Origin of the sequence: Alcanivorax sp. (assembly GCF_017794965.1) — a bacterium.
GTDB lineage: Bacteria > Pseudomonadota > Gammaproteobacteria > Pseudomonadales > Alcanivoracaceae > Alcanivorax.
In genome coordinates, this window is the sequence record NZ_CP051240.1 from 3,655,493 (window position 1) to 3,678,643 (window position 23,151).

A 23,151-nucleotide genomic window follows, 5' to 3' on the forward strand; every position below is an offset into this window, starting at 1 on the left:
GACAGCGAGGAACTGAGATGCAGTTGGCACAGGCCCTTGTTATAACCCGTAGATACCGTCTCTCTCCATACCCTGCAAGCCGTCTCTATGCGACTTGTGGGGTATATTTCTTTTGGTGCTTGATTACCCCATAGGCGATTTGCACCAGCTTGCGCATTGCTGCCACCACAATCACTTTACCTGTCTTCCCCCTGTCTTCCATGCGCCGTCTCAGTGCCCGGATATCGGGGTTGTGGGTGCATGCTGTGACTGCTGCCATGAACAATTTTCCCCGTACGTTGGCGCGGCCACCTTTGCGGATCTTTGTCGGCTTTCTGGAGTCGCCGGATTCATTGTGCACCGGCGTAATGCCCAGGAAGGCGGCACATTGCTTGGCTGACCGGAAGTCCCGACTGTGTATTAGCGACAGCAGCTCTCGGGACATCACATCGCCTACCGCAGTGATGCTCTCCAGCAGTGAGCGGTCCTGTTTCAGTTCAGGATGGCCATCAATGTGGTCATCGATGTCCTTTTTGAGCTTGCGGATCTCCTCATTCAGTGTCGCGATCATGTCCTGTATAGAGGCAATGACTCGCTCGCTTGACTGGTTGAATTCCGCTTTCTCAAGCCGGTTTTCTTCCCGCTGACGGTCTTTCTCCAAGGCCTCCAGACGAGCACCAAGCGCTCGTAACTGCCTGATCTCTGGCGCTTCCGGCTGCCATTTATGTAGTCGCTCATGCTTCTCTTTCACGTAGAGAGCCAGGCACAGCGAGTCGAGCTTGTCTGTCTTGCTTGAGAACCCTTCACTCTTGGCGAAGTCCCTGGTGCGCGCCGGATTGGCCACATACACCTGCAACCCAGCTTCATGGAGTGCGTAGGTCAGGTTCTCGTGATAAATACAGGTGGCTTCCAGCACCACATGAATCTCGGACGGCTCAGCACCGGTCTGCTTGAGCAGCCACTGCGCAACCTCGTGCTCCTTCCCGCGCCGATTCTGGAAAACCCGTGTTTTTACCTTCCGGGGATTGGCCTGGCGCAGCCAAAGTGTATCGAGGCTCTTTTTGCTGACATCAATTCCAACGAAGTGCATCTCTCGTGTCTTCCCTTGCTTATACGGCTTCATCCCGCGGAGGGGAGAGCCCGGATACCGTTCAGATTTAAGAGAATGGGTCGGAGCCAGGATCTACGTCACAGGGTCTATGCCCTCAGGAGCTTGTCAGGCTTTAACCCGACCCGTGAGTGCTGGTAGCTAATCAGCACTCGTGGAGAGATACAAGGAGCTTGCCTGCAAGCGATCTGTGCCCAAGCGAGGTAAGGATTCCAGAAACCTCCCTGGAGCTGTAGGAGCGGTCGTTCGACCGCGAACCGAGCGATAGCGAGGCAATCGGTTATGCCCATTGCGTTACTATCAGGATGCTCGGTGTTGCTATGTTCTCATCCAGGGTGGTTCGGCCAATATGTTGGCGCAAATGAAAAGGCCTCCTTGCAGTCGCCTCGCTGCGCTCGGTTCGCGGTCGAACGACCGCTCCTACGGGGGCCGTTACGTCCGGGGTGTATGTGGATGAACCTGATCATTCCCAATGGGTTGTGATATGAAGGATGATCCGTATTGAATTCCACGCAGGCTGAATAGTTAAAAGATTTTCAAAAAACTGAACAGGACAATCAATGACAACGCCCTTCTGCTTTCGTTTCCGCGTGCGTTACAACGAATGTGATGCCCAGCAAGTGGTATTCAATGCCCGCTATGGGGATTATGTGGACATCGCCATGACGGAATTTTTCCGGGCGTTGGGGTGTGACTACAACAGCATTCTTGAGCAGGGGCTGGATAACCAGGTGGTGAAGCTGACCACCGAATGGCAATCGTCTGCGCGTTTTGATGATGTGCTGGAGGTGTTCGTTTCCGCTATACACATCGGCAACACCTCCTTTACGCTTCAGGCGGACATACGACATGCCGATGAAGCGCGAGCCATTGCGGTATCGCAAGCCGTTTACGTGATGATGACCACAGAACCGTTTGAAAAAACCCCCGTGCCGGACTGGCTTCGTGAGAAGCTGCAGACCGGCGCACCGGGGAAGATTATTGATCAGAGCGGGCGATAGAAACAGCTACAAGCAACGAGGTACAAACGACAAGGCGCGGTCAGGGTTTTTGCGTTTTGACATTCCGCACCCGCGTCCAACCGTTAAGCGCGGGTGAAGCATAACAGCAATAACCTATCATCCGTCCCGTTGTGGCTTGAGGCTTGCAGCTTGCGATTTTCAAACTCAGTCGCTGGCTACTTCCAGTACCACCTTGCCTTTGGCGGTGCGTGAGGTCAGCGCCGCCAGGGCTTGCTCATACTCCTCGAACTTGAACACCTGGCTGATGCGCGGTTTGATCTTGCCCTGGGCGAACAGCTGGAACAGTTCCATGATGTTCTGCATGTTGGCTTGTGGCTCCTGCTGGGTGAAAGCGCCCCAGAATACGCCGACGATGGAGCAGCCTTTCAGCAGCGCCAGGTTGGCGGGAATTTTGGGGATGTCGCCGGCAGCGAAGCCGACGATCAGCAGGCGGCCGTTCCAGGCCATGTTGCGTAGCGCCGCTTCGGTGAACTTGTCGCCCACCGGGTCGTAGATTACGTCCACGCCTTTCGGGTAACGCTGCTTGAGGGCGTCCTTGAGGTCTTCTTCGGCATAGTTGATCAGGTCATCGGCGCCAGCGTCTTTGGCCACGGCCAGTTTCTCTTCACTGCTGGCGGCGGCAATGACGGTGGCGCCCATGGCCTTGCCCAGTTCGACTGCAGCCAGACCCACCCCGCCACTGGCACCCAGTACCAACAAGGTTTCCCCGGGCTGGATGTTGGCCCGTTGCTTGAGGGCGTGATAGCTGGTGCCGTAAACCATGGAGAAGGCGGCAGCAGTGTTGTCGTCCATGCCGTCCGGTACCGGAATCAGATTGCTTTCCGGGGCCACAATTTCTTCGGCAAAGGCGCCATAGCCGGTGAGCCCCATGACCCGCTGGCCGGGTTGGTAGCGCTTCACGCCTTCACCTACAGCAATCACTTCGCCGGCCATTTCGCCGCCGGGGGAGAACGGCAGTTCTGGCTTGATCTGGTACTTGCCCTCGATGATCAGGGTGTCCGGAAAGTTCAGCCCTGCGGCTTTCACCTTGATCTTCACCTGGCCCTTGCCCGGTTCAGGGGAAGCAATGTCTTCAATTGCCAGCTTGTCCGCCGGACCCAGTTCCTTGCACAAAATCGCACGCATGCGTCGCTCTCCCGGAAATCGTTTTTATAGAAGGGGAACGCTAACGCTGATGGCGGGAATAGACAAATGCATGTGGTCGATGGGGGAGGATGAAGGGGAATAATAGCTATGAGCTATGAGCTATGAGCTACGAGGTGCAAGCTACAAGCTTCAAGCTGCAACGCGGATCAGGACGGTGGGTTTTGAAAGGCCGTGCCCGCGCTTCCCGGTAAGGGCGCGGGCACTGAGGCGCAGAACAGGAAAACCTGTCTTGCGCCTTGTAGCTTGTGGCTTGCTGCTTTCTTACCGGTGTCCAGTGAACTCCACCACCTGCTGGAAGGTGGGGCGGTTTTGCCAGTGGATACCGGGGACGGTGGCCAGGCCAATGGCGCGGTGCTGGATCTGGTCCTGGGTTTCATCCACGCTCCAGCTGTCCATGGCAGCGATACCGCCAAGATCCTCGATGGCCTGGTTCAGGCTGGTGGCCAGGGCGGTGCGGCAGGTCTCGGTGTCGTCTGTGTCGGCACAGCGGAGCTGCTGGTAGGGGGCGGCGCTGGTGCCCAGCGCCTGTTCCAGCACGCGCTCCAGGTAGCCGTAATAGCCGCTGATGTAGGCGGAGCCTCCGGCGCCGGGCGCATTGTCGCGGCCCATCAACGACAGGTTCTGGCCGTCCACATCTTCCACGGCGGTGACCTGGGGCAGCAGGTTGTCGATCAGCCGTGGATACCAGGCATCCATCAGTGCCACGGCGGCTTCCTCATCGTAATTGCCGTCACCATCCCGGTCGCGGCGCAGGGCGCCGTTACTGACCCAGTTGTCTAGCAGACGGATAGCGCTGTCCTGATCGCCGGTGACGGGGGCCCGTGACAGCAATGCCAGTGCCTTGGGTACGATTTCCTGACCGCGCAGGTCCACGGTGGCGGCATCACCCATGGCCTCCACCATGCGTGCCCGGGTTACGTTGCCCTCGCTGACCAGTTGTTGCAGGCGCACATCCAGGATGTCGTTGCGGTGTACGGAGGCATAACTGGCGTGGGCATCCGCCGCCCACCAGTCCCTGGCCGGCCGGTTGTTCCAGCTGGCCAGGTAGCCGTGTTCCGGGTTGCTGGCCTGGGGGTGGGCCGCCTGGGGCAGGAAGCCGTTCCAGTCGTACTGGCCGTTGCCCCAGCTGGGCAGTTCCGGATGCACGCCAGGGGCCCGCTGCGGGTAGTCACCGGAATGGAAGAAGGCAATGTCCCGGTCATCAATATAGAACCAGTTAAAGCTGCCGGTGGTGTTATAGAAGGTGTCGTAGAAGCTCTGCACATCGTGCACGTCATTACGGCTGGCCTGCAGGAACGGCAGGGCGGTATCCAGTTCGGCATTGTAGGTGCTGCGCTGGCGGGTTACCGCCACCGGCATGCCGCCCACGGTGGCGAAGCCAATCACCGGACCGTATTCGGTGGTACGGATGACCCGGCGGGTGACCGCTTCATTCTGGCCCACTGCTTCCGGGTCCGTTGATGAGGCCAGGTTCCAGCGGGCCACCCATTGTTCATCAATCACATCGAAGGGCTGGCACTGGCCGTTGACCTGATAACCGCCTTCCCCGTGGGCGGGATTATCTGCAGGTTGGCAACGTTGCACCACGCGCACATCGGTCAGATCGGAGCTGCCGGAGGTGGCACTCCAGGCGAAGTCCGGGCCACGACCGATGACCACATAGGGCAGGCCGGTGAAGGTCATTCCGCGGGTATGAATATCGCCGCCGTGGATGGCCATTTCCAGCAGTAACTGGGGCACAAAATAGCTGGTCTGCGGCCCGAACACGGCCAGCGGCCTGCCGCTGGCGGAGTGCTCTCCATTCAGTAGCAGGGCATTGGACATGGCGGTGGGGAGCCCGTCACGCAGGCCCTGGATGCCGGTCTGGATGGCAGCAACACGCTGCATGGCCTGTTCTCGCTCGGTATCGGACAGGGCTGAGCTATCCTGCCACAGGGTCGGTAGCTGAGCGGTCAGGCTGGCCCACTGGCGCGCCAGGGCGTCACCGCCATCGTCCAGGAAGGACAGGGACAGGATGCCGCCGAGCAGGTCACCGACGGTATCCAGGAGACCGCCCACCACACCGGTGCCGGGCAGGGCTGGTACGTTGCCCAGGGCTTCCGGGCACTCCGGCTGGCCGGGGCGGCCGCAGGGCTCATGACTGAGCGGGTCGTAGGGCTGGAACGAGCCGCTATCAAACATGACTGCGCCGGGAAACTGGCCAGCCAGTTCTCCGCTGAGCGGACACAGGTCTGGCAGTGTGGGAGGGGACTGGGTGGCAAAGCGGTCGGTGGTGGTCACCGAGGATTCCGGGTCCAGGCCATTGCGCAGATCCTGCCACAGGGCGCAGGCGGCCTCGTTGCTGCCTACCTGTTCCTGCAGGGCCTGCAGTAACAGCACATTCTTGTGTTCGTTGCCGCCGCCACCGGCGAAGATCCCCTGGATCAGGGTGGCGATGGCTACCACATCTTCAATCACAAAAGGCTCCAGCTGGACCCCCAGGGCCACATATTCCACCGGAACCTGCAACAGTCCGCTGCGTGCATCGGCTACATACTGGTTCAGCCCGGCCACATAATCGGTGGCATCGTCGAACACCTGGGCACCGTCATCCCCGAAACGGGCAATGGTCTTGCCGATCATGGCGGTGCGATCCTCTTCCCGGTAGGGCGCGTTGACGGCGATGTCTTCGTCGAAGGAGAAATCTGCCGGTCCCAGGAAGCGGGACAGTTCACCGCGCCCGGCGCGGCGCAGCACGTCGAGCAGAAACAGGCGGTCTGCGGCGGTCACATAGCCGACGCCAAACAGCGCATCACGGCGGGAGTCGCCAAAGATGTGTGGCACGCCAAAGTTGTCGCGTTTGATCGCCACCTGATAGCTGCCGGCCTCCACGGTCTGCTCGCTCTCCCAGCTACCGCCGTCGGCGGGGAGCAGCGGTGCGGCCTTGAAGTAGTCCAGCAGCTGATCATCGGTGAGTCCGGGCTCGCTGCGCACCAGCGCATCGTAGAGTCCGAGCTGGTCATCAAAATGGGGTTCCTTGCTCAGTGCTGGCACCAGACCGGTCTCGGCTACCAGATCATCAAACAGGGTGCTGACCAGATCGCCCAGGCCAGGAATGTCGGTGGTCAGGCTGCTGATGCCGCCGATATCGTCCTGGCCGGGGGGGAGAATATTTAGCACCGTGCCATAGTCGGCAAAGGGTTCAGTGAGGATGTCGGGGCGCGTTTGCGGCCCCTGGACGGGCGGTGCCGGTTCCTCCGGTTGACTGGCCACTGGGGTGTTGGTCACCGGGGCAGGGCTGCTGGAGCCACCACCACCACAGGCGGCGAGTAAACTGGCAGCAAGCAAAGCCGACACAATGCGCGCAGAAGTCATGGCGCTCTCCTTGGGATATTGTTGTTGTTGTGCTTAAAGCACGATAGTCCCAAGAGTGTCACTGTGGATGAGATGGGTGGAGGACGTGCAACAAAACAGCAAGAAAAGACTACCTAACGCAAAAATCGCCATGAGCATTGAGCTACGAGCTACGACGCGAGGCAGGGCGTCAGGTCCGGAAAGGTTGTGCCCGCGGGGTTGAGTTGAAAGTTCAAAGTTTAAAGTTGAAACGCGGATCAGGCTTGGTGGTTTTGCAAGGCTATGCCCGCGTTCCCCGTTAATGGCGCGGAGACCGGCTTTCAGAACAGTGGGCCTGTCCCGCGCGTGTTGCGTGATGCGTGTTGCGTGCTAGCCATTTTTTTCGATATGCGCTAGTACGTTGGCCAGGCGGTCGACAAGGATCTTGTTGATGCTCTTTTCCAGCACCCGCCCCAGTTCATCACTGACCACGGCATCGGCCAGGGGGCGGATGCGGGTGATGAAATCGGCCAGTTTGGGTACGTCTTCGCCTTCCGGCAGGGCGTCGTCACCGTATTTCTCGTCCACCAGATGGTGGATGATCATGCCGATGAAGCGCTCGGCCAGCTTGTCCACTTCCTCTCGGACCAGGGTCACGTGGGTGAGGACCGCATCCAGCGGCACGCCGGCTTCGCTGAGCTCCTTGCCGGCGTTGTAGACGCGCGGGTAGGGAATGCGCAGGCGCATGCCTTCGGGAATGATGTAGCCCAGCTTGACCGCCTTGGTCATCACGTCCGGGGTAATGTCTTCGCCGAAGTCATCCAGCAGGTTCTGGTAGTCCAGATAGGAAGGCACCACCGGGTTCTGCCAGGTGGTGACCGCCACCTCCAGACCGAGAATATCGTTGAGCTCGCGGCCCTGTTCCCAGGCGCTGAGCAGGTCACGGATATTGTTCAGGGTGTAACCGCGTTCCAGCAGGGCACCGATGATTTTCAGGCGAGCCAGGTGAACGTCGGTGTAGATACCCGTACGGCCGCGTTTTTCAGGAGGCGGCAGGATGCCGCGGTCCTGGTAGGCACGTACGTTACGCACTGTCGAGCTGCCCTCGCGGGCCAGTTCGTCAATGGTGTATTCCTTGTGATTGCCGGCTTCTGCCGGGGCGTCCTCTGCGTCAGTCTGGGTGTATTTCTTCAGGCTGCGCAGTATCGCTGCGGGGTTACGGTCACTGGTTTTCATGGCTGCGATGATAGCCCGGTTTTTGCACTGGTGCTAGAACAGAGCATGCGGTACGCAACAGGCATCACGCTTCACGCAAAAACGCGGGACAGGTCTGAGTTGGGTTTATGAGAGCGGTAGATGGATGCCGCGCTGTAGGAACCTGCCTGCAGGCGATCCGAGTCTAAGCGAGGTAAGGATTCCAGAAGCGAGTGACGAGTCACGAGTTTCGAAAATCAAAAAACAGCAGCCAGATGCGGGGCTTGAGATTTTGCCTTTCGAAACTCGCTTCTCGCAACTTGACACTCTTGCCTCGCCAAGGCTCGGATCGCCTGCAGGCAGGCTCCTACAGCTTCGTTGTAGCTAACGCATTGCCTAGGGCGGAAATCGGCGTACGCCAATCTCCGCCGGTGTCCGGCCTAAGGGTGCTTCGTAGAGGCGTAGCTGCCGGTGCCCGGATGGCTGCTATCCGCCGCGGACTGCGGGTCGCTATTGACCTCGGCGCGCTTGAGCGATGCGCTGGCGGGGGCACCTTCGATGTGCTGGATGAACTCACTGATCCAGCCGGCGGTCACGTCCGGGTACTGGAGAAGGGGGCCCCAGTGTCCGCAGTCCATTTCCCGGCGCCACAGGCGATCGGTCCACCGGGGCAGGTCTTCGAGCATGGTCGGGCGCACATAGTTGTCGTCTCGGGCCACGAGCAGTTGCACCGGTACACGGGTGTAGCGCTCCCGGGGCATGACCAGGCGGGGCAGCATATTGGCCCGATACAGCTCGATACCGTGAACCCCGTCTTTCAACTGGGTGGGGCTGACGTCGCTGTCCAGGTTTTCGGTGCGCTTGAGGACACCGGGCCAGGCTTTGGCCAGACCGGCTTTCCACAGGGTGGGTGCCAGCAGGGGCAGCTGGAACGCCATGATGTACCAGGAGTGGGTCAGCTGATTGAGCACCGCCGCTGGCTTGCGCTTCAGGTTGCCCTTCATCCACTGGCCGACGTGATCGAGGCAGGGGCCGGACAGGGTGGTGTAGGAGGCGATGCGCTCCTCGGCACCCGGGTCGGTGACCGATTCCCAGGTCTGGATGGAGCCCCAGTCATGGGCGACCAGATGGACCTTTTCGCCGGGGCAGGTGGCGTCCAGCACGGCGTGCAGGTCGTTCCGCAGTTCGCGCAGCTTGTAGGCGGCACGGCCTTTCGGAACGGAAGAGTGACCGGCACCACGCACATCATAGGCCACTACCTTGAAGTCCCGGCTAAGTCGCTCAGCGACTTTCTCCCAGACATGATTGGCATCCGGGTAGCCATGTATCAGTACCACGCTGGGGCGCTTGTCTTCGCTCCAGGTACGCACCGCCAGATCCACACCGTTGCGGGTTACTTTGCTGTCACGCCATTGCACCATGCCGGGCCTCTTATTCTCTGTTTTCTTACTGTGTCAGGGTGTCGACAACCAGGGCATCCTCGGCGTCGTTGAGCCAGCGGGGGCCCAGGTCATCCACGATCAGGAAGCCGCTTCCGGCCACGCTGTGACCCGACTCGCTGAGGCTGAACTGCCATTGCCACAAGCCCGGGATCAGTGGGCCTTCGCCGATACGATTCCCTTCCGGGAGCTTGCCGGTAAGGGGAGCCAGACGGTAGTGCTGGCGGATAGCCGGGAACCGTTCTGCTACCTGCTGCGCAGTCTCCCCCCGGGCGAGGGCATCTGGCAGCGCTGCTTGCCAGTGGCTCAGTTGCTGCTCAAGAGGGGTCAGCTGATCATGGCCTTGCGGGCCATTCAGGCAGGCCCGGGCCGCATAGCCATTGAGCACCGCATCGCACTGAAGTGTATAAGACATGCCTGCCCGAAAACGGTGCCGTCCGGGTCTGTTCAGGCCAAAGCGACGGCGGGCCGGGCGACCGGAAAAACGCACTCTTGGCGGTCTGGCCGGGTCGAACAGTTGGTGGGCGCGCAGCCAGTCACGAATCAGCTGCTGGCAATCCGCCTCGCTCATGCCGGGCTGCAGGGCTGCGGCAATGATCTGCAAGCATTTCTCAGCGAGGCGTCTTGCCTCAAGGTACGGTGCCAGCGCCTGCTGGTCCGGGGTCCAGAATGCGGTCATGACGCCTCCGGGTTGTTTTTGGAATGGGTCGATCATTACATCGGGCAATGTAAAGGTCAATGGCATTGACGCAACATGCATCACGCACCACGCAACAACACGAGGGCATGCCCTGCCAGCCTGCAAGGGCACTGCTTCGCGCTGCGGCTGCGGCTTCCTTCGGGCAGAGAGCTAGTTGAAAGTTTAAAGTTCAAAGTTTAAACGCGAGTGGGGTTATCAGGCCTTGCTGTCCTGTGCCCGCGTTCCCCGGTAATGGCGCGGGCACAGAGGCTAAGAACCCAAAACCCTGGTACGCGCCTTTTCAACTTTAAACTTTCAACTCCAAAAAAAGGGCCGGCACAAAGTGCCGGCCCAGGAATCACCGTAGAAAAGGGAGAGCTAGGTGATATTAAAAACGCTTAGGCGGCATCCCGCAGGATGTTGCCGAGCAGCTTTTCGAAGTTCTCCAACTGCTCGCGGTTGTCGTGGTCCCAGGGGTGGAAACCGGGCTTGAACCAGTCGAACCAGGGTTTGGTGATATTGCGGAAGATACCCTTGCGGCCCCAGGTGTGTCTGGCCACCGCACGCCAGCCTTTCAGGTCGAACAGGCCGCCATGGATCCGCACGTTATGCAGGTAGAACGGGATCATCAGGGCAAAGAAGATACCGGTGGCCGCTACCAGGGTGCTGGTGCGCAGGGCATAGGCGCCCAATTGAGTATCATCGCCGATCACGGTGGTGTAGACGTCGAAGGCCACCGCCTTGTGCTCGGTTTCTTCCAGCGCGTGCCAGTTCCAGATGGCCTTGTAGCCTTCATCGGAACCTTCCATGATTTCGGGCAGATCCAGCAGGCCGCCACCCAGAATGGCTGTGAGGTGCTCCAGGGCCACAGTGGCCGCCAGCTGGAACGCATCCGGGGTATAGTCCTGGACCGCCTTGAGGAGTTTGGCGACGGCAGCTTCCTGGGCATGCAGGGGAGTGCCGGCTTCAGCCACATAGTTGTTGTACTCGTCGTGCTCGCGGCCATGCATGGCTTCCTGGCCGATAAAGGCGGTCACGGCTTTTTGCAGGTCGGGATCCGTGATCTGGTCACGATATTTGCGTACGCTGTCGATAAAGAAGCGTTCACCCACCGGGAAGAACAGGCTCATGGTATTCAGGAACTGGCTCACATTGAGGCCGTCCTTGTGCCATGTAATGGCCTTGGCCGGGTTCAGGTTGAACTTCAGATTGCGACGGATCGGTAGAATGGATACGTTCATTTTTGCGTACCTCCCTAACTGTTACATCATTCAATGATACAATGGCCTGTATCTGCATCAAGGACTTTTTCTTTCAGGACTGACACAAATGACAACAACCCCCCGCGACACAGCAAACCGTTTGCTGGATGGCCTGGTGGCGTATCTGCTGGACCGGTTGGCGCCGGCGCAGCTGGATGGTTTGATCGAGGCTGAGCTGGATTTTTTGTTGGAAAAGGCGGCGGGTTACCCGCTGAACGCCTGGGTAACCCCCCAGCAGATCCACCAGACCGCGCGTAAGTACGCCATTGAGATGGACATCAGCGGTGCCATTCCGGAGCTGGTGGGTGACATGGTGGAAGAGTTCTACCAGCAAGCCGTGGACAGTGAGCGGCTCATCGCCGATGTGGTGGATGAAGACGTGATCATGGCCCTGCTGGACAAGGTGCTGGAGATCCCCCTTTCCCGCCAGAGCATGGCCTGGCTGGGCCGCAATCCGGTGTTGCTGGCGCTATTGGCTGGCGGCGCACAGATGGGCATCAAGACCCTGTTGCACCAGGGGATGCCGGCGCCCCTGCGTGACCAGATCGCCCGCCGCCTGCCGGAGCGTTGGGTCAACAGCCTGGATGTCCGCATGCAGGAATGGCTATTGCGCCGCACCGAACAGTTGCTCAGCGACCCCTGGCTGTATCGGGACGAGAATCTGGATGAGCTGCGTGAGCTGGTGCTGGTGGGCTGGCAGGATTTTGCCCAGCGCCCGGTGGCCGACCTGCGCGAGCTGCTCAGCAGCGAGGATATCCAGGAGCTGTTCGTGATCGGTTTCGAGTACTGGCGCGACCTGCGCCACACCGATGCGTTTAACAACCTGCTGGAATCCGGGGTACAGGCCTTCTTCGACAAATATGGCGATACCGGCCTGGTGGATCTGCTGGACGAGCTGGGCGTGACCCGCGCCATGATGCTCGACGACGCCCGCCGCTTCGCCCCGCCGATCATCGAGAAACTGCGCAACGAAGGATTGCTGGAAGCGTGGCTGCGTCGGCACCTTTCCGGGTTTTTTGAGGCGGAGGGGACGCTGGAGCTGCTTAATTAATAATTAATAGTGAATAATTAATAATGCGCGATCATGAATCGCGGTTGTTCAAACGTAAGAGGCCGCGCCCAGACTATGGGCGCGGCCTCTTACGTTTCAGGGACAGCCAGGGCTGCCCCGCGAGTTATTAACTATTAATTATTAACTATCAATTGCCTGCCTATACGCCTGCGTATGCAGCAACTCCACCAGCTCTTCTTCCGGCACCGGCTTGCTGATCAGGAAGCCCTGGATGGTATCGCAGGCCATGTCGCGGAGGATGGACAGGTGTTGTTCGGTTTCCACGCCTTCGGCGACCACGTTCATCTGCAGGCTGTGGGCCATGTCGATGATGGCGCGGGTGATGGCGGCATCGTCCGGGCTCTTGTCCAGGTCCATGATAAACGAGCGGTCGATCTTCAGGGTGTCCACCGGGAAGCGCTTCAGGTAACTCAGTGAAGAGTAGCCCGTGCCGAAATCATCCAGTGCCAGTTCGATGCCCCGCTTGCGCAGTTGCTGGAGCATTTCGATGTTCTGCTCCATGTCTTCCATGATCAGGCTTTCGGTGAGCTCAAGTTCCAGCAGCTGCGGTGGCAGCTCGGTGCTGTCCAGCACCCGGTCGACGATCTCGGCCACGTTGCCCTTGCGGAACTGGTGGGCGGACAGGTTCACCGACACGGTGATGTCGCCCAGGCCCTGTTTGAACCACTTGTGGGCCTGGCGGCAGGAACGTTCAAGCACCAGCTCGCCGATGGCGGAGATCAGGCCGGTTTCTTCTGCCAGCGGGATGAACTCGGACGGCGGGATCAGCCCCATGGTGGGGTGCTGCCAGCGCACCAGGGCTTCCACCGAGGTGATGCGGTTGTTGGCCAGTTCCATCTTGGGCTGGTAGTAGACCACGAACTCGTTCTTGAAGATGGCCTTGCGCAGGCTGGTTTCCAGGGCCAGCTGTTCCACCGAGGCCACCCGCATGTTGCCCCGGTAGAACTGGAAGTTGTTGCCGCCGCTGCGCTTGGCCTGATACACCGCCATGTCGGACTGGTTGATCATGCTCTGCGCTTCCTTGGCGCTGTCCGGGAACACACTGATACCGATACTGGCACCCAGCAGCAGCTCATGGCCGTCGATATGGAACGGCTTCTTCATGGCGTTGATCAGTTTCTGGCACAACTGGCTGATGGCGGCTTCGCTGTTGTACTTCTCCACCAGCAGGGTGAATTCGTCGCCGCCCACCCGGGCCAGATGTTCTTCCTCGCCGGCAAAGTGGCTCAGGCGTTCGGCGGCGGCCTTGAGCAGGCGGTCACCGATTTCGTGGCCAAGGGATTCGTTGATGGGCTTGAAGCGGTCCAGATCAATCATCAGCAGGGCCACTTTTTCCCGGTTCAGGCGTGCCAGGGTCAGTGACTTGTGCAGATGCTCACGGAACTGGGAACGGTTGGCCAGCCCGGTGAGGCGGTCGTAGTTGGACAGGAACTGCAGCTGCTGTTCGGTTTCCTTGCGGGTGGTCAGATCCGAGATCATGCCTACATAGCGGATCACCCGGCGCTGTTCATCGCGTACGGCGCTGACTTGCAGCCATTCCGGGAACGCTTCGCCATTACGACGGGTTTCGTTGATCTCGCCTTCCCAGAAGCCGTTTTCCGAAAGGGCGTCGGTGATTTCCGTATAGGTCTCGCGGTTGGCCTGGGTGCTTTGGTGATCCAGCACCTGCTTGCCCAGCACCATGGACTCGCTGTAACCGGTGATCTGCTCGAAGCGGGCATTCACGGCCAGGAAGCGGAACTTGTGGTCGAGAATGAAGATGCCTTCCGGGGCGTTCTCGAACACAGTGGCGGCCAGGCGTTGCTGTTCCTGGGCCTGACGGTCTTCGGTGATATCCCGGCGGGTCCCGATCATGCGGGTGGCGCGGCCTTTTTCGGACCAGCGTACTACGCGGCCGTCATCCTCAATCCAGCGCCAGTCGCCGTCAGCATGACGCAGGCGGTAGACCGCGTGGTAACGATCACTTTCACCCTTGAAGTGGGACACCATGGCGCGGCGGACCCGGGTCAGGTCGTCCGGATGCACCAGGGTTTCCAGATCGCCGAAGAAGTTCTTGAAGTAGGCGCTGTCGTAGCCCAGCAGGCGATCGAAGTTGGTGTGGTAGTTACGGCCGGTATCCAGCATCCAGTCCCACAGGCCGATATTGCTGGCTTCCAGGGCCAGCTCCAGCCGCTCGCCGGTGGCGCCCAGCGCCTTGTTGGATTCTTCCAGGGCCTGGGTGCGCTCGGCCACCATGGTTTCCAGCCGCTCGTTGGTTTCCTGCAGGCGCTGGCGGGCTTCCTTGCGTTCGTAGATTTCCTGGGCCAGCTTCTCGTTCAGGGATTCCGCATCACTGCGCGCCCGGTTCAGGTAATCAATCAGGGAGCGGTTGCTGGCTTGCAACATCATGGCCTGGTGGCCGGTGTTGTGAATGCGGCGGGCGGCCAGCAGGAAGAACAGGCCCAGCACCATCATCATCACCAGTAGCGACAATTCGCTCTCCGCCTGGGTCTGGGACAGGCGGACCATGATCGGGCCCAGCAGCATGGCCAGGTACAGGAAAACGGTGGGGAAGTGGCTGCTGTAGGCCGCCAGGGCCAGGGTGCCCAGACCCAGACCAATGCTGGCACACAGCAGTTGCATGCTGAGCATGTCCGGGCGGAATAGCAGCTCTGCCGGATTGAACAGGTAGCCGGCCATGCCGATCACCAGTGGGGTGCTCAGTGCCAGTGCTGCCAGCTGGGTGCGACAACGGGCGGTGATTTCATTGTGGAGCAGTTTCTTGCGGGCCAGCAACAGCAGGGGAATGCGAACCAGCTGGATCAGGCAAAACAAGGTTGCCCAGCCAATCAACAGGCTGCGGGAAGCGGGGCTGTTCCAGTAAAAGTAGGTCATTACCGCGGCGCTGGCGGTTTCCAGAACAAAAAGCACAAGGATGCCGCTGAACAGCAGCTGGCACTGTTCAGTGATAATGCCCTTGAAGGGGGCAGATGCGCGGTTGTTCGGAGACTGCAAAGACACCTTGATTATTATCCTCTGGCCTTGTGGCCGAGTGTTTTTGATTCTCAGTGTACCCACAGGAAACACCAAGGGGAACAGCCTTTATCGGACAGTCTGCAGCAACCCTGCCGAAGGACGCGTGAATAACTCCCGGGTGGCGTCTCCTCGGGCCAGTTTCTGCTAAACTCCCGCGCCATGGATGATGTGACTTCCCTTATTGATGGTTTGAACCCGGCCCAGCGCGATGCGGTGGCGGCCGATGATCGCCACCTGCTGGTGCTGGCCGGCGCCGGCTCGGGCAAGACCCGGGTGCTGGTGCACCGGATTGCCTGGCAGATCGCCACCGGTCAGGCCTCGCCGTTCGGCATTCTGGCGGTGACCTTTACCAACAAGGCCGCCGCCGAAATGCGCGGCCGTATCGAGCAGCTGCTGGATATGTCGGCGGAAGGCATGTGGGTGGGTACCTTCCACAGCATTGCCCACCGCCTGCTGCGTTCCCACTGGCAGGAGGCCGGCTTGCCCCAGGGCTTCGAAATCATCGATGCCGATGACCAGCAGCGGCTGGTCAAACGGGTGATCAAGGAACTGGGGCTGGACGAACAGCGCTGGCCGGCCCGTCAGGCCACCTGGTTTATCAACAGCCAGAAGGATGAAGGGTTGCGCGCCAGGCACATGGATGCCAACGGCGACCTGTTTGTCCAGACCATGCAGAAGATCTACGCCGGCTATGAAGAAGCCTGCGAACGGGGCGGGCTGGTGGATTTCAACGAGATGCTGCTGCGGGTACTGGAATTGTTCCGCGACAATGACAGCCTGCGCGGCCACTACCAGCGTCGTTTTCGGCATATCCTGGTGGACGAGTTCCAGGACACCAACAGCATCCAGTACGCCTGGTTGCGGTTGCTGGCCTGTGACGACAATGCGGTGACCATCGTGGGGGATGACGACCAGTCCATCTATGGCTGGCGTGGCGCCAAGATCGAGAACATCCACAAGTTCAGCCGTGACTTCCCGGATACCCGTACTATCCGTCTGGAGCAGAATTACCGCTCCACCGGCACCATCCTGAAGGCCGCCAACGCGGTGATCGACAACAACAGCGATCGCCTGGGCAAGGAACTGTGGACCGAGGGCGGTGATGGCGACCCGATTCGCCTGTATGCCGGCTTCAATGAGGTGGACGAAGCCCGCTTTATTGCCGGGCGGGTGGACAAGCTGTTCCAGGAAGGGACCGCGCGCCGGGAAATGGCGGTGCTGTACCGGTCCAACGCCCAATCCCGGGTGCTGGAAGAGGCGTTCCTGCAGGCCGGCATCCCTTACCGCATCTATGGTGGTCAGCGCTTCTTCGAGCGTCTCGAGATCAAGAACGCACTGGCCTACCTGCGCCTGATCAGCAACCGCCATGCGGATGCGGCCTTCGAGCGGGCAGTGAATACGCCCACCCGCGGTATCGGCAACAAGACTCTGGAGACCCTGCGCGAGGTGGCCCAGTCCCGCGGCTGCTCCCTGTGGGACGCGGGTCAGGCCATTGTCAGTGAGCAGTTGCTTACCGCCAGAGCCATTAATGCACTGGCGGTGTTCCTCAATCTGGTGGAGAAGCTGGCTCGCCAGTGTGACGGGCTCAACCTGGGTGAAACGGCCGAGCATGTGATCGAGGCCAGTGGCCTGGTGGCCTTTCATGGCAAGGAAAAGGGCGAGAAGGGCCAGCAGCGGCAGGAGAACTTGCGCGAACTGGTGTCGGCCACCCGGGAGTTTGGCGAGGAAGATGAAGATTCCGAGATGGACTCGCTCACTGCCTTCCTGGATCACGCCGCACTGGAATCCGGCGAAGGCCAGGCGGATGCCCACGAAGATGCGGTGCAGATGATGACCCTGCACTCGGCCAAGGGGCTGGAGTTCCCGGTGGTGTTTATCTGCGGCATGGAAGAGGGGCTGTTCCCCCATCAGCGCTCCAGCGAGGATCCCAGTGGTCTCGCCGAAGAGCGCCGCCTTTGTTACGTGGGCCTGACCCGCGCCATGCGTGAGCTGTACCTGACCCACGCGGAAAGCCGCCGTCTCTATGGCAATGAAAACTACAATCCGCCCAGCCGCTTCCTGCGCGAGATCCCGGCGGACGCCATGGAAGAAATCCGTGCCCGGGCGGGCTTCAGCCGCCCCATGGGTGGCGCCGCCAAGCCGATCCGGGAAACCGAATCCAACGGCATCGTCCTGGGCGCCCGGGTGTTGCACCCCAAATTCGGGGAAGGCACCGTGCTGCATTTTGAGGGCCAGGGCCCCAATGCGCGGCTACAGATCAACTTTGACGGCGCCGGCACCAAGTGGCTGGTCAGCCAGTACGCGCGCCTGGAAGTGATTTAGGGCCTTCGCCCCGCCTGAAGCCGGATGCTGGATGCCTGACGGTAAAAGCGCGGCGTAGGTCGGCAGTGGGCATGAGCCCATCGCCGACATGGCACTGCCGGGTGGCACGGCGAGTTAAAGTGATTTGAAGAAGGTCTGACGTCGGACGACGGACGTCTGACGCGGAACAATTTGGTACTGGATGTGTTGTTGCGTCTGACTTCCGACGTCAGACGTCAGACGTCCGACCCGTCGACAAGAACAACGGGGTGGCCAATCACTGCTGCCCAACCACGGAGGATAAATCTTGGACCGTCGTAAATTCGTTTCTGCCCTGGGATTGGGGCTGGGTGGTATGGCGTTGGCTGGCTGTGAGCAGAAGGACTGTCCGCCCGCTGAGGGGGCGGTGGCCGGTGCTGAGCCGGACAAGAAGAAGCCCCAGCCGCAGACCTATGAATGGAAGATGGTGACCACCTGGCCGAAGAACTACCCGGGCCTGGGCGCCGGTGCCAACCGGTTTGCCAAGCGGGTGGAAGAGATGTCTGCCGGCCGTATCAAGATCAAGGTGTACGGTGCCAAAGAGCTTGTGCCGGCGTTCGAGGTGTTCGATGCGGTGCGCCAGGGCAGCGCGGAAATGGGCCATGGTGCCGCCTATTACTGGAAGGGCAAGCACCCGGCCACGCCGTTCTTCACCGCGGTGCCGTTTGGGCTCACCGCCCAGGAAATGAATGGCTGGCTGCACCATGGTGGCGGTCAGGAACTGTGGGATGACCTTTACGCCCAGTTCAATCTGAAGCCGTTTGCCTGTGGCAACACCGGCACCCAGATGGCCGGCTGGTTCAACAAGGAAATCAACAGCATCGAGGACATGAAAGGCCTCAAGATGCGCATGCCCGGCCTGGCCGGCGAAGTGATTGCCAAGGTGGGTGCCACCCCGGTGCAGCTGCCCGGCGCGGAAGTGTTCACTTCCCTGCAGACCGGAGCCATTGATGCGGCTGATTGGGTAGGGCCCTACAACGACCTGACGTTCGGTCTGCACCGGGTGGCGGAGTACTACTACTATCCGGGCTGGCAGGAACCGGGCCCGACCCTGGAACTGACCATCAACAAGCAGGTGTGGGACAGTTTGCCGGCGGATCTGCAGGCCATCATCCGCTACGCCGCCCAGTCCGAAAATCAGGACATGCTGGATGAATACACCGCCCGCAACAATGCGGCGCTCACCGAACTGGTGAACAAGCACAGCACCAAATTGCGCCGCCTGCCGGACGACGTGCTCAAGGCCCTCAAGGAGGCCAGCGATGAAGTGGTAGAAGCACTGGTGGCGGACAACAAGGACGCCCGCAAGGTGTACGACTCCTACCGCAAGTTCCGCGACGAGTCGCTACAGACCATGGCCATCGCCGAGCAGCCGTACCTGAACATCCGCAGCGAGTTACAAGTTGAAAGTTGAAAGTTCAAAGTTGAAAAGCGCGGGCAGGACTGGTGCCAGACGGCATGGGCCCTGCCCGCGTTTTTTTGTGGGGAAAACAGCAAACACATCGAAAGGCAGGACTGTTAGCTGTAGGAGTTCCCTTCCAGGGGACGAACCTCGCGCAGCGAGGCGACCGAAGGGAGGTCATTTTTCTGGCGTCTCTGGCATCCTTACCTCGCTTGGGCTCGGATCGCTTGCAGGCAAGTTATTCGCTGCGCTCACCCTTCGGGCCAGCCTTCGGCTGTTACCTCCGTTGCACTCCGGTTCCTACAGCGGCTTCGTTGTGGCGTGGTGGTTTGCCTGAAACGCGGGCACGACGTAATCAGTTTGGCAACATGCCCTGCCCGCGCTTTTCAACTTTGAACTTTAAACTTTCAACTAGTCCTGCGGCACCACCCGTGTCCGCCCGGTGTCATCAATAGCCACGAAGGTGAAATGTCCCTCGGTCACCTTGGACAGGGTGCCGGTATCTTCACGAATCCATACTTCCACCAGAATTTGCATGGAGCTGCGGCCGATGTCCTGCAGCTGAGTGTAGCAGCTCACCACGGCGCCAATCGGTACCGGGCGCAGAAAGGCCATGGAGTCGATGGCCACGGTGGCCACGCGGCCACGGGCTTTCTTGCGTGCGGTGACGGCGCCGGCCAGGTCCATCTGTGAGACCAGCCAGCCGCCAAAGATGTCGCCATTCCAGTTGGAATCCTGGGGCATGGCAATGGTCTGGATGGCCAGTGTGCCGATAGGTTGCGGGGTGTCGTCGGTATGATCAGTCATCTTGTTATCCATATAGGGTGTCAGGCAGCCACGTTGCCAGGGCCGGGAACAGGGCAAGTATACCCAGCATTACCAGTTGTATAACGATAAAGGGCACCACGCCCTGATAAATCTGGGCGGTCTGTATCTCCGCCGGTGCCACGCCGCGCAGATAGAACAGCGCAAACCCGAAGGGTGGCGTCAGAAAAGAGGTTTGCAAGTTCAGCGCCAGCATTACCCCCAACCATACCGGGTCCAGCCCCATGGCCAACAGCACTGGTCCGACAATCGGCACCACCACAAAGGTGATCTCGATAAAGTCGAGGATGAAACCAAGCAGGAATATCAGCACCATCACCATCAGTGTGGCGCCGAGCACTCCGCCGGGCATGGCCTCGAACAGGCCGTGTACTGCCTCTTCCCCGCCAAAACCACGAAACACCAGGGAAAACAGGCTGGCGCCGATCAGGATCATGAACACCATGGCGGTGACCCGACTGGTGCTGCGCACGACCTCGCCCAGAATGGTCAGGTTCAGGTGCCGGTTGAAAGCAGCCAGCAACAGGGCGCCGAAGGCGCCGACCCCGGCGGCCTCCGTGGGCGTGGCTTTGCCGGTGAGGATGGAGCCGAGCACGGCGGCGATCAGCAGCAGGGGCGGCAGCAGGCCGCGCAGGATTTCTGCCCAGCCCACGGCGGCGTCCTCGTCACGGCGCATGGCCGGTGCCAGGTGGGGCTTCCACAGGCTGATCACCAGCACATAGGTCAGATACAGCCCCACCAGGATCAGCCCGGGAATCAGGGCACCCACGAACAGGTCTCCCACAGACACGGTATCCAGTGACCACAGCCCCTGTTTCAGCTGGGCCTCCTGGTAGGCATTGGAGAGTACGTCGCCCAGCAGCACCAGGGCGATGGAGGGCGGAATGATCTGGCCCAGGGTGCCGGTGGCACAGATCAGGCCGGTGGAGAGCTGGGGCTGATAGCCCTGGCGGAGCATGGAGGGCAGGGACAGCAGCCCCATGGTCACCACCGTGGCGCCGACAATGCCGGTGCTGGCGGCCAGCAGGGCGCCGACCAGGATGATGGCCAGCCCCATGCCGCCCGGCAGCGGGCCAAACAGCCGCCCCATGCTGGACAGCAGGTTCTCTGCCACCCGTGATTTCTCCAGCATCACGCCCATGAATACGAACAGGGGCACCGCCATTAGCGTGGTGTTCTCGATGATGCCGAACAGGCGATTGGGCACAAAGGTCAGGTCGGCGGGATTGAACACCCCGCTGGCCATGCCGCCGGCGGCGAACAACAGGGCGGTACCGCCCAGGGCAAAGGCCACCGGATAACCGCTGAGCAGCACCAGGCACACCACCACAAACATGATCAGGGGTATCCACGCCATCACAGCCCCTCCTCCGGATGTGATGCCGGTGACGGCAGGGGGGCGCCCATCAGTGTCAGGGTATGGCGCAGCAGCTCGGCCACGCCCTGAACGGTGAGCAGGGCCGGCAGTACCAGCAGCAGTGACTTGAGCAGATAGACAAAGGGCAGGCCGCCGTTGGCAGAGGTTTCCTGCTCCTTCCAGCTGCTGAGCACATAATCCAGCGACAGCCAGAAGAGGGCGCCGCACACGGGCAGCAGCAGGAAAAGGGTGCCCAGCAGGTTGACCCAGGCCCGTTGGCGCGGGGAAAAGCGCTGGTAAAGTACGTCCACACGGACATGCTCGTCCTCGGCCAGGGTATAGGCGATGGCCAGCATGAACAGGGCGCCGTGCAGGTAGGTGAGGGATTCCTGCAGGGCGATGTTGCCGATCCCCAGCCCGTAGCGTAGAACGACCACCAGGGCCATGCCTATTACCAGTAGCAGTGCCAGCCAGGCAGTGCAGCGGCCCGTGGCCAGGGTGAAGCCGGTCAGTCGTTGCTGCCAGCGAAGAAGGGTGTGTGTCATGACGCCTTGTTATTGTTGGTCCGGGCCCGAAGCGGGTGGAGCCGCATTATACGGGGGGTGTGGGCCCATTTCAGCCTCTTGCTGGGGGTGTGGGTCATTTCAGGCCGCTGACGGGCAAGAAGCGAAAAAAGTTGAATTGCGACATCATTGTAATGTTGGTGTCATAAACCCTCTCTAGGATGCGTCGTGCTGAAACATGAACTGGCTTGCATCAGTTAGAACAACCGGGGTGGATTCAAATACCAACATCACCGGTGCCATGCGTAACCTGGAGGCATATTGTGAACTTCAAGATTAAAGCAACCCTTGCTGGCGTAGCTGCCGCCCTGGCCTTTGCCAGCGCCCCGGCCACTGCCGACAGCCGTGATTACATCTCTATCGTGGGTTCTTCCACGGTATATCCGTTCGCAACCACTGTTGCCGAGCGTTTTGGTCGTGGTTCCAGCAACCCGACTCCGAAAATCGAATCCACCGGTTCCGGCGGCGGCATGAAGCTGTTCTGCGCCGGCGTTGGCACCCAGCACCCGGACATCACCAATGCGTCCCGTCGCATGAAGAAGTCCGAGTTCGCTCAGTGTCAGGAAAATGGCGTGAAGGACATCACCGAAGTCGTGGCTGGTTATGACGGCATCGTGTTCGCCAATTCTGCCAAAGGCAAGCACATCGACGTTACCCTGCGTGACCTGTTCCTGGCCCTGGCCAAGGAAGTTCCGGATCCGAAGGGCGGCGAGAAACTGGTTGCCAACCCCTACAAGACCTGGAAAGAAGTGAACCCGGCCCTGCCGAACACCAAGATCGAAGTGCTTGGTCCGCCGCCCACTTCCGGTACCCGTGATGCCTTCAACGAACTGGCCATCGAAGGCGGTTGTAAGACCTTCCCGTGGCTGAAGGCCATCAAGAAGCAGGACAAGTCCAAGTACAAGGCGATCTGTCGCAGCATTCGTGAAGACGGCCACTACGTTGAAGCCGGCGAAAACGACAACCTGATCGTTCAGAAGCTGGAAAAGAACCCCGACGCTTACGGTGTGTTCGGTTTCTCCTTCCTGGATCAGAACCGTGGCAAGGTACAGGGCGCCAACGTGGGCGGTGTTGAGCCGACCTTCGACAGCATTGCTTCTGGCGACTACCCGGTATCCCGTTCCCTGTACTTCTACGTGAAGAAAGCACACGTGGGTGTGGTACCGGGCATCAAGGGCTACGTGAAAGAGTTCACCAGCGAGAAAGCCTGGGGCCCGGAAGGTTACCTGGCCGAGAAAGGCATGATCCCGCTGGGTGATGATCTGCGCAAGGACATGGCCAAGCAGGCTCGCAGCCTGAAGTCCATGACCGGCGAAGAAGACCTGCACTAAGCGCTGAATCTGGAAGAGAAGAAAAAGCAAGGATGCTTTGGCCCGGTGGCGACTTCGCCTCCGGGCTTTTTAACCAGTGATTCAATTTATGACATTTTTTTTGCA

General features: G+C 60.2%; 16 protein-coding genes. 5 read left to right on the top strand and 11 right to left on the bottom strand.

What is annotated here, in order from left to right:
• Positions 1-85: 85 nt before the first annotated feature.
• The gene (locus HF945_RS16005) at positions 86-1,069 is read right to left on the bottom strand and encodes an IS110 family transposase (protein ID WP_290522779.1); all 984 of its coding nucleotides are present in this window, start codon (positions 1,067-1,069) and stop codon (positions 86-88) included.
• Positions 1,070-1,647: 578 nt separating this feature from the next.
• Between HF945_RS16005 and HF945_RS16010 the strand changes: the two genes are divergently transcribed.
• Positions 1,648-2,088, top strand: a complete 441-nt coding sequence (locus HF945_RS16010) for a thioesterase family protein (protein ID WP_290523559.1) — start codon at positions 1,648-1,650, stop codon at positions 2,086-2,088.
• A gap of 165 nt (positions 2,089-2,253) precedes the next feature.
• On the opposite strand, the gene HF945_RS16015 is transcribed toward HF945_RS16010, so the two are convergent.
• From HF945_RS16015 to HF945_RS16040, 6 genes are all read right to left on the bottom strand, one after another.
• Positions 2,254-3,234 (bottom strand): NADPH:quinone oxidoreductase family protein, encoded by a 981-nt coding sequence (locus tag HF945_RS16015; protein WP_290523560.1) that lies wholly within the window; start codon positions 3,232-3,234, stop codon positions 2,254-2,256.
• Between the two features lie 282 nt (positions 3,235-3,516).
• Positions 3,517-6,609 carry a penicillin acylase family protein gene (locus HF945_RS16020; protein ID WP_290523561.1) on the bottom strand — a complete coding sequence of 1,031 codons (3,093 nt, stop codon included), beginning with the start codon at positions 6,607-6,609 and terminating at the stop codon, positions 3,517-3,519.
• Between the two features lie 348 nt (positions 6,610-6,957).
• A complete protein-coding gene (locus HF945_RS16025; protein WP_290523562.1) occupies positions 6,958-7,803 on the bottom strand; it encodes a MerR family transcriptional regulator in 846 nt (281 codons plus the stop codon).
• A 398-nt stretch (positions 7,804-8,201) separates the two neighbouring features.
• The gene (locus HF945_RS16030) at positions 8,202-9,182 is read right to left on the bottom strand and encodes an alpha/beta fold hydrolase (protein WP_290523563.1); all 981 of its coding nucleotides are present in this window, start codon (positions 9,180-9,182) and stop codon (positions 8,202-8,204) included.
• A gap of 25 nt (positions 9,183-9,207) precedes the next feature.
• Positions 9,208-9,879, bottom strand: a complete 672-nt coding sequence (locus HF945_RS16035) for a M24 family metallopeptidase (protein WP_290523564.1) — start codon at positions 9,877-9,879, stop codon at positions 9,208-9,210.
• 398 nt (positions 9,880-10,277) lie between these two features.
• On the bottom strand, positions 10,278-11,120 hold the full coding sequence (locus HF945_RS16040) for a metal-dependent hydrolase (RefSeq protein WP_290523565.1): 843 nt from the start codon (positions 11,118-11,120) through the stop codon (positions 10,278-10,280).
• 88 nt (positions 11,121-11,208) lie between these two features.
• Here HF945_RS16040 and HF945_RS16045 point away from each other — a divergent pair, with 88 nt between their 5' ends.
• On the top strand, positions 11,209-12,192 hold the full coding sequence (locus HF945_RS16045; protein WP_290523566.1) for a hypothetical protein: 984 nt from the start codon (positions 11,209-11,211) through the stop codon (positions 12,190-12,192).
• 141 nt (positions 12,193-12,333) lie between these two features.
• On the opposite strand, the gene HF945_RS16050 is transcribed toward HF945_RS16045, so the two are convergent.
• Positions 12,334-15,213: an EAL domain-containing protein gene (locus HF945_RS16050; RefSeq protein WP_290523567.1), complete on the bottom strand. Its 2,880-nt coding sequence runs from the start codon at positions 15,211-15,213 to the stop codon at positions 12,334-12,336.
• Positions 15,214-15,387: 174 nt separating this feature from the next.
• On the opposite strand from HF945_RS16050, the gene uvrD reads away from it, so the two are divergent.
• Positions 15,388-17,550 carry a DNA helicase II gene (gene uvrD / locus HF945_RS16055; protein WP_290523568.1) on the top strand — a complete coding sequence of 721 codons (2,163 nt, stop codon included), beginning with the start codon at positions 15,388-15,390 and terminating at the stop codon, positions 17,548-17,550.
• 286 nt (positions 17,551-17,836) lie between these two features.
• A complete protein-coding gene (locus HF945_RS16060; protein WP_290523569.1) occupies positions 17,837-18,982 on the top strand; it encodes a TRAP transporter substrate-binding protein in 1,146 nt (381 codons plus the stop codon).
• A 399-nt stretch (positions 18,983-19,381) separates the two neighbouring features.
• On the opposite strand, the gene HF945_RS16065 is transcribed toward HF945_RS16060, so the two are convergent.
• Genes HF945_RS16065 through HF945_RS16075 form a run of 3 tightly spaced genes read right to left on the bottom strand, consistent with a single transcriptional unit; the run spans position 19,382 to position 21,697 of the window.
• Positions 19,382-19,777: an acyl-CoA thioesterase gene (locus HF945_RS16065; RefSeq protein WP_022985849.1), complete on the bottom strand. Its 396-nt coding sequence runs from the start codon at positions 19,775-19,777 to the stop codon at positions 19,382-19,384.
• Positions 19,778-19,781: 4 nt separating this feature from the next.
• Positions 19,782-21,152, bottom strand: coding sequence for a TRAP transporter large permease subunit (locus tag HF945_RS16070; protein ID WP_290523570.1), 1,371 nt, complete (start codon positions 21,150-21,152; stop codon positions 19,782-19,784).
• A complete protein-coding gene (locus HF945_RS16075; RefSeq protein ID WP_290523571.1) occupies positions 21,152-21,697 on the bottom strand; it encodes a TRAP transporter small permease subunit in 546 nt (181 codons plus the stop codon). The genes HF945_RS16070 and HF945_RS16075 overlap by 1 nt, the downstream gene beginning before the upstream one ends.
• A gap of 293 nt (positions 21,698-21,990) precedes the next feature.
• Between HF945_RS16075 and HF945_RS16080 the strand changes: the two genes are divergently transcribed.
• Positions 21,991-23,046: a substrate-binding domain-containing protein gene (locus HF945_RS16080; protein WP_290525434.1), complete on the top strand. Its 1,056-nt coding sequence runs from the start codon at positions 21,991-21,993 to the stop codon at positions 23,044-23,046.
• Positions 23,047-23,151 lie beyond the last annotated feature (105 nt).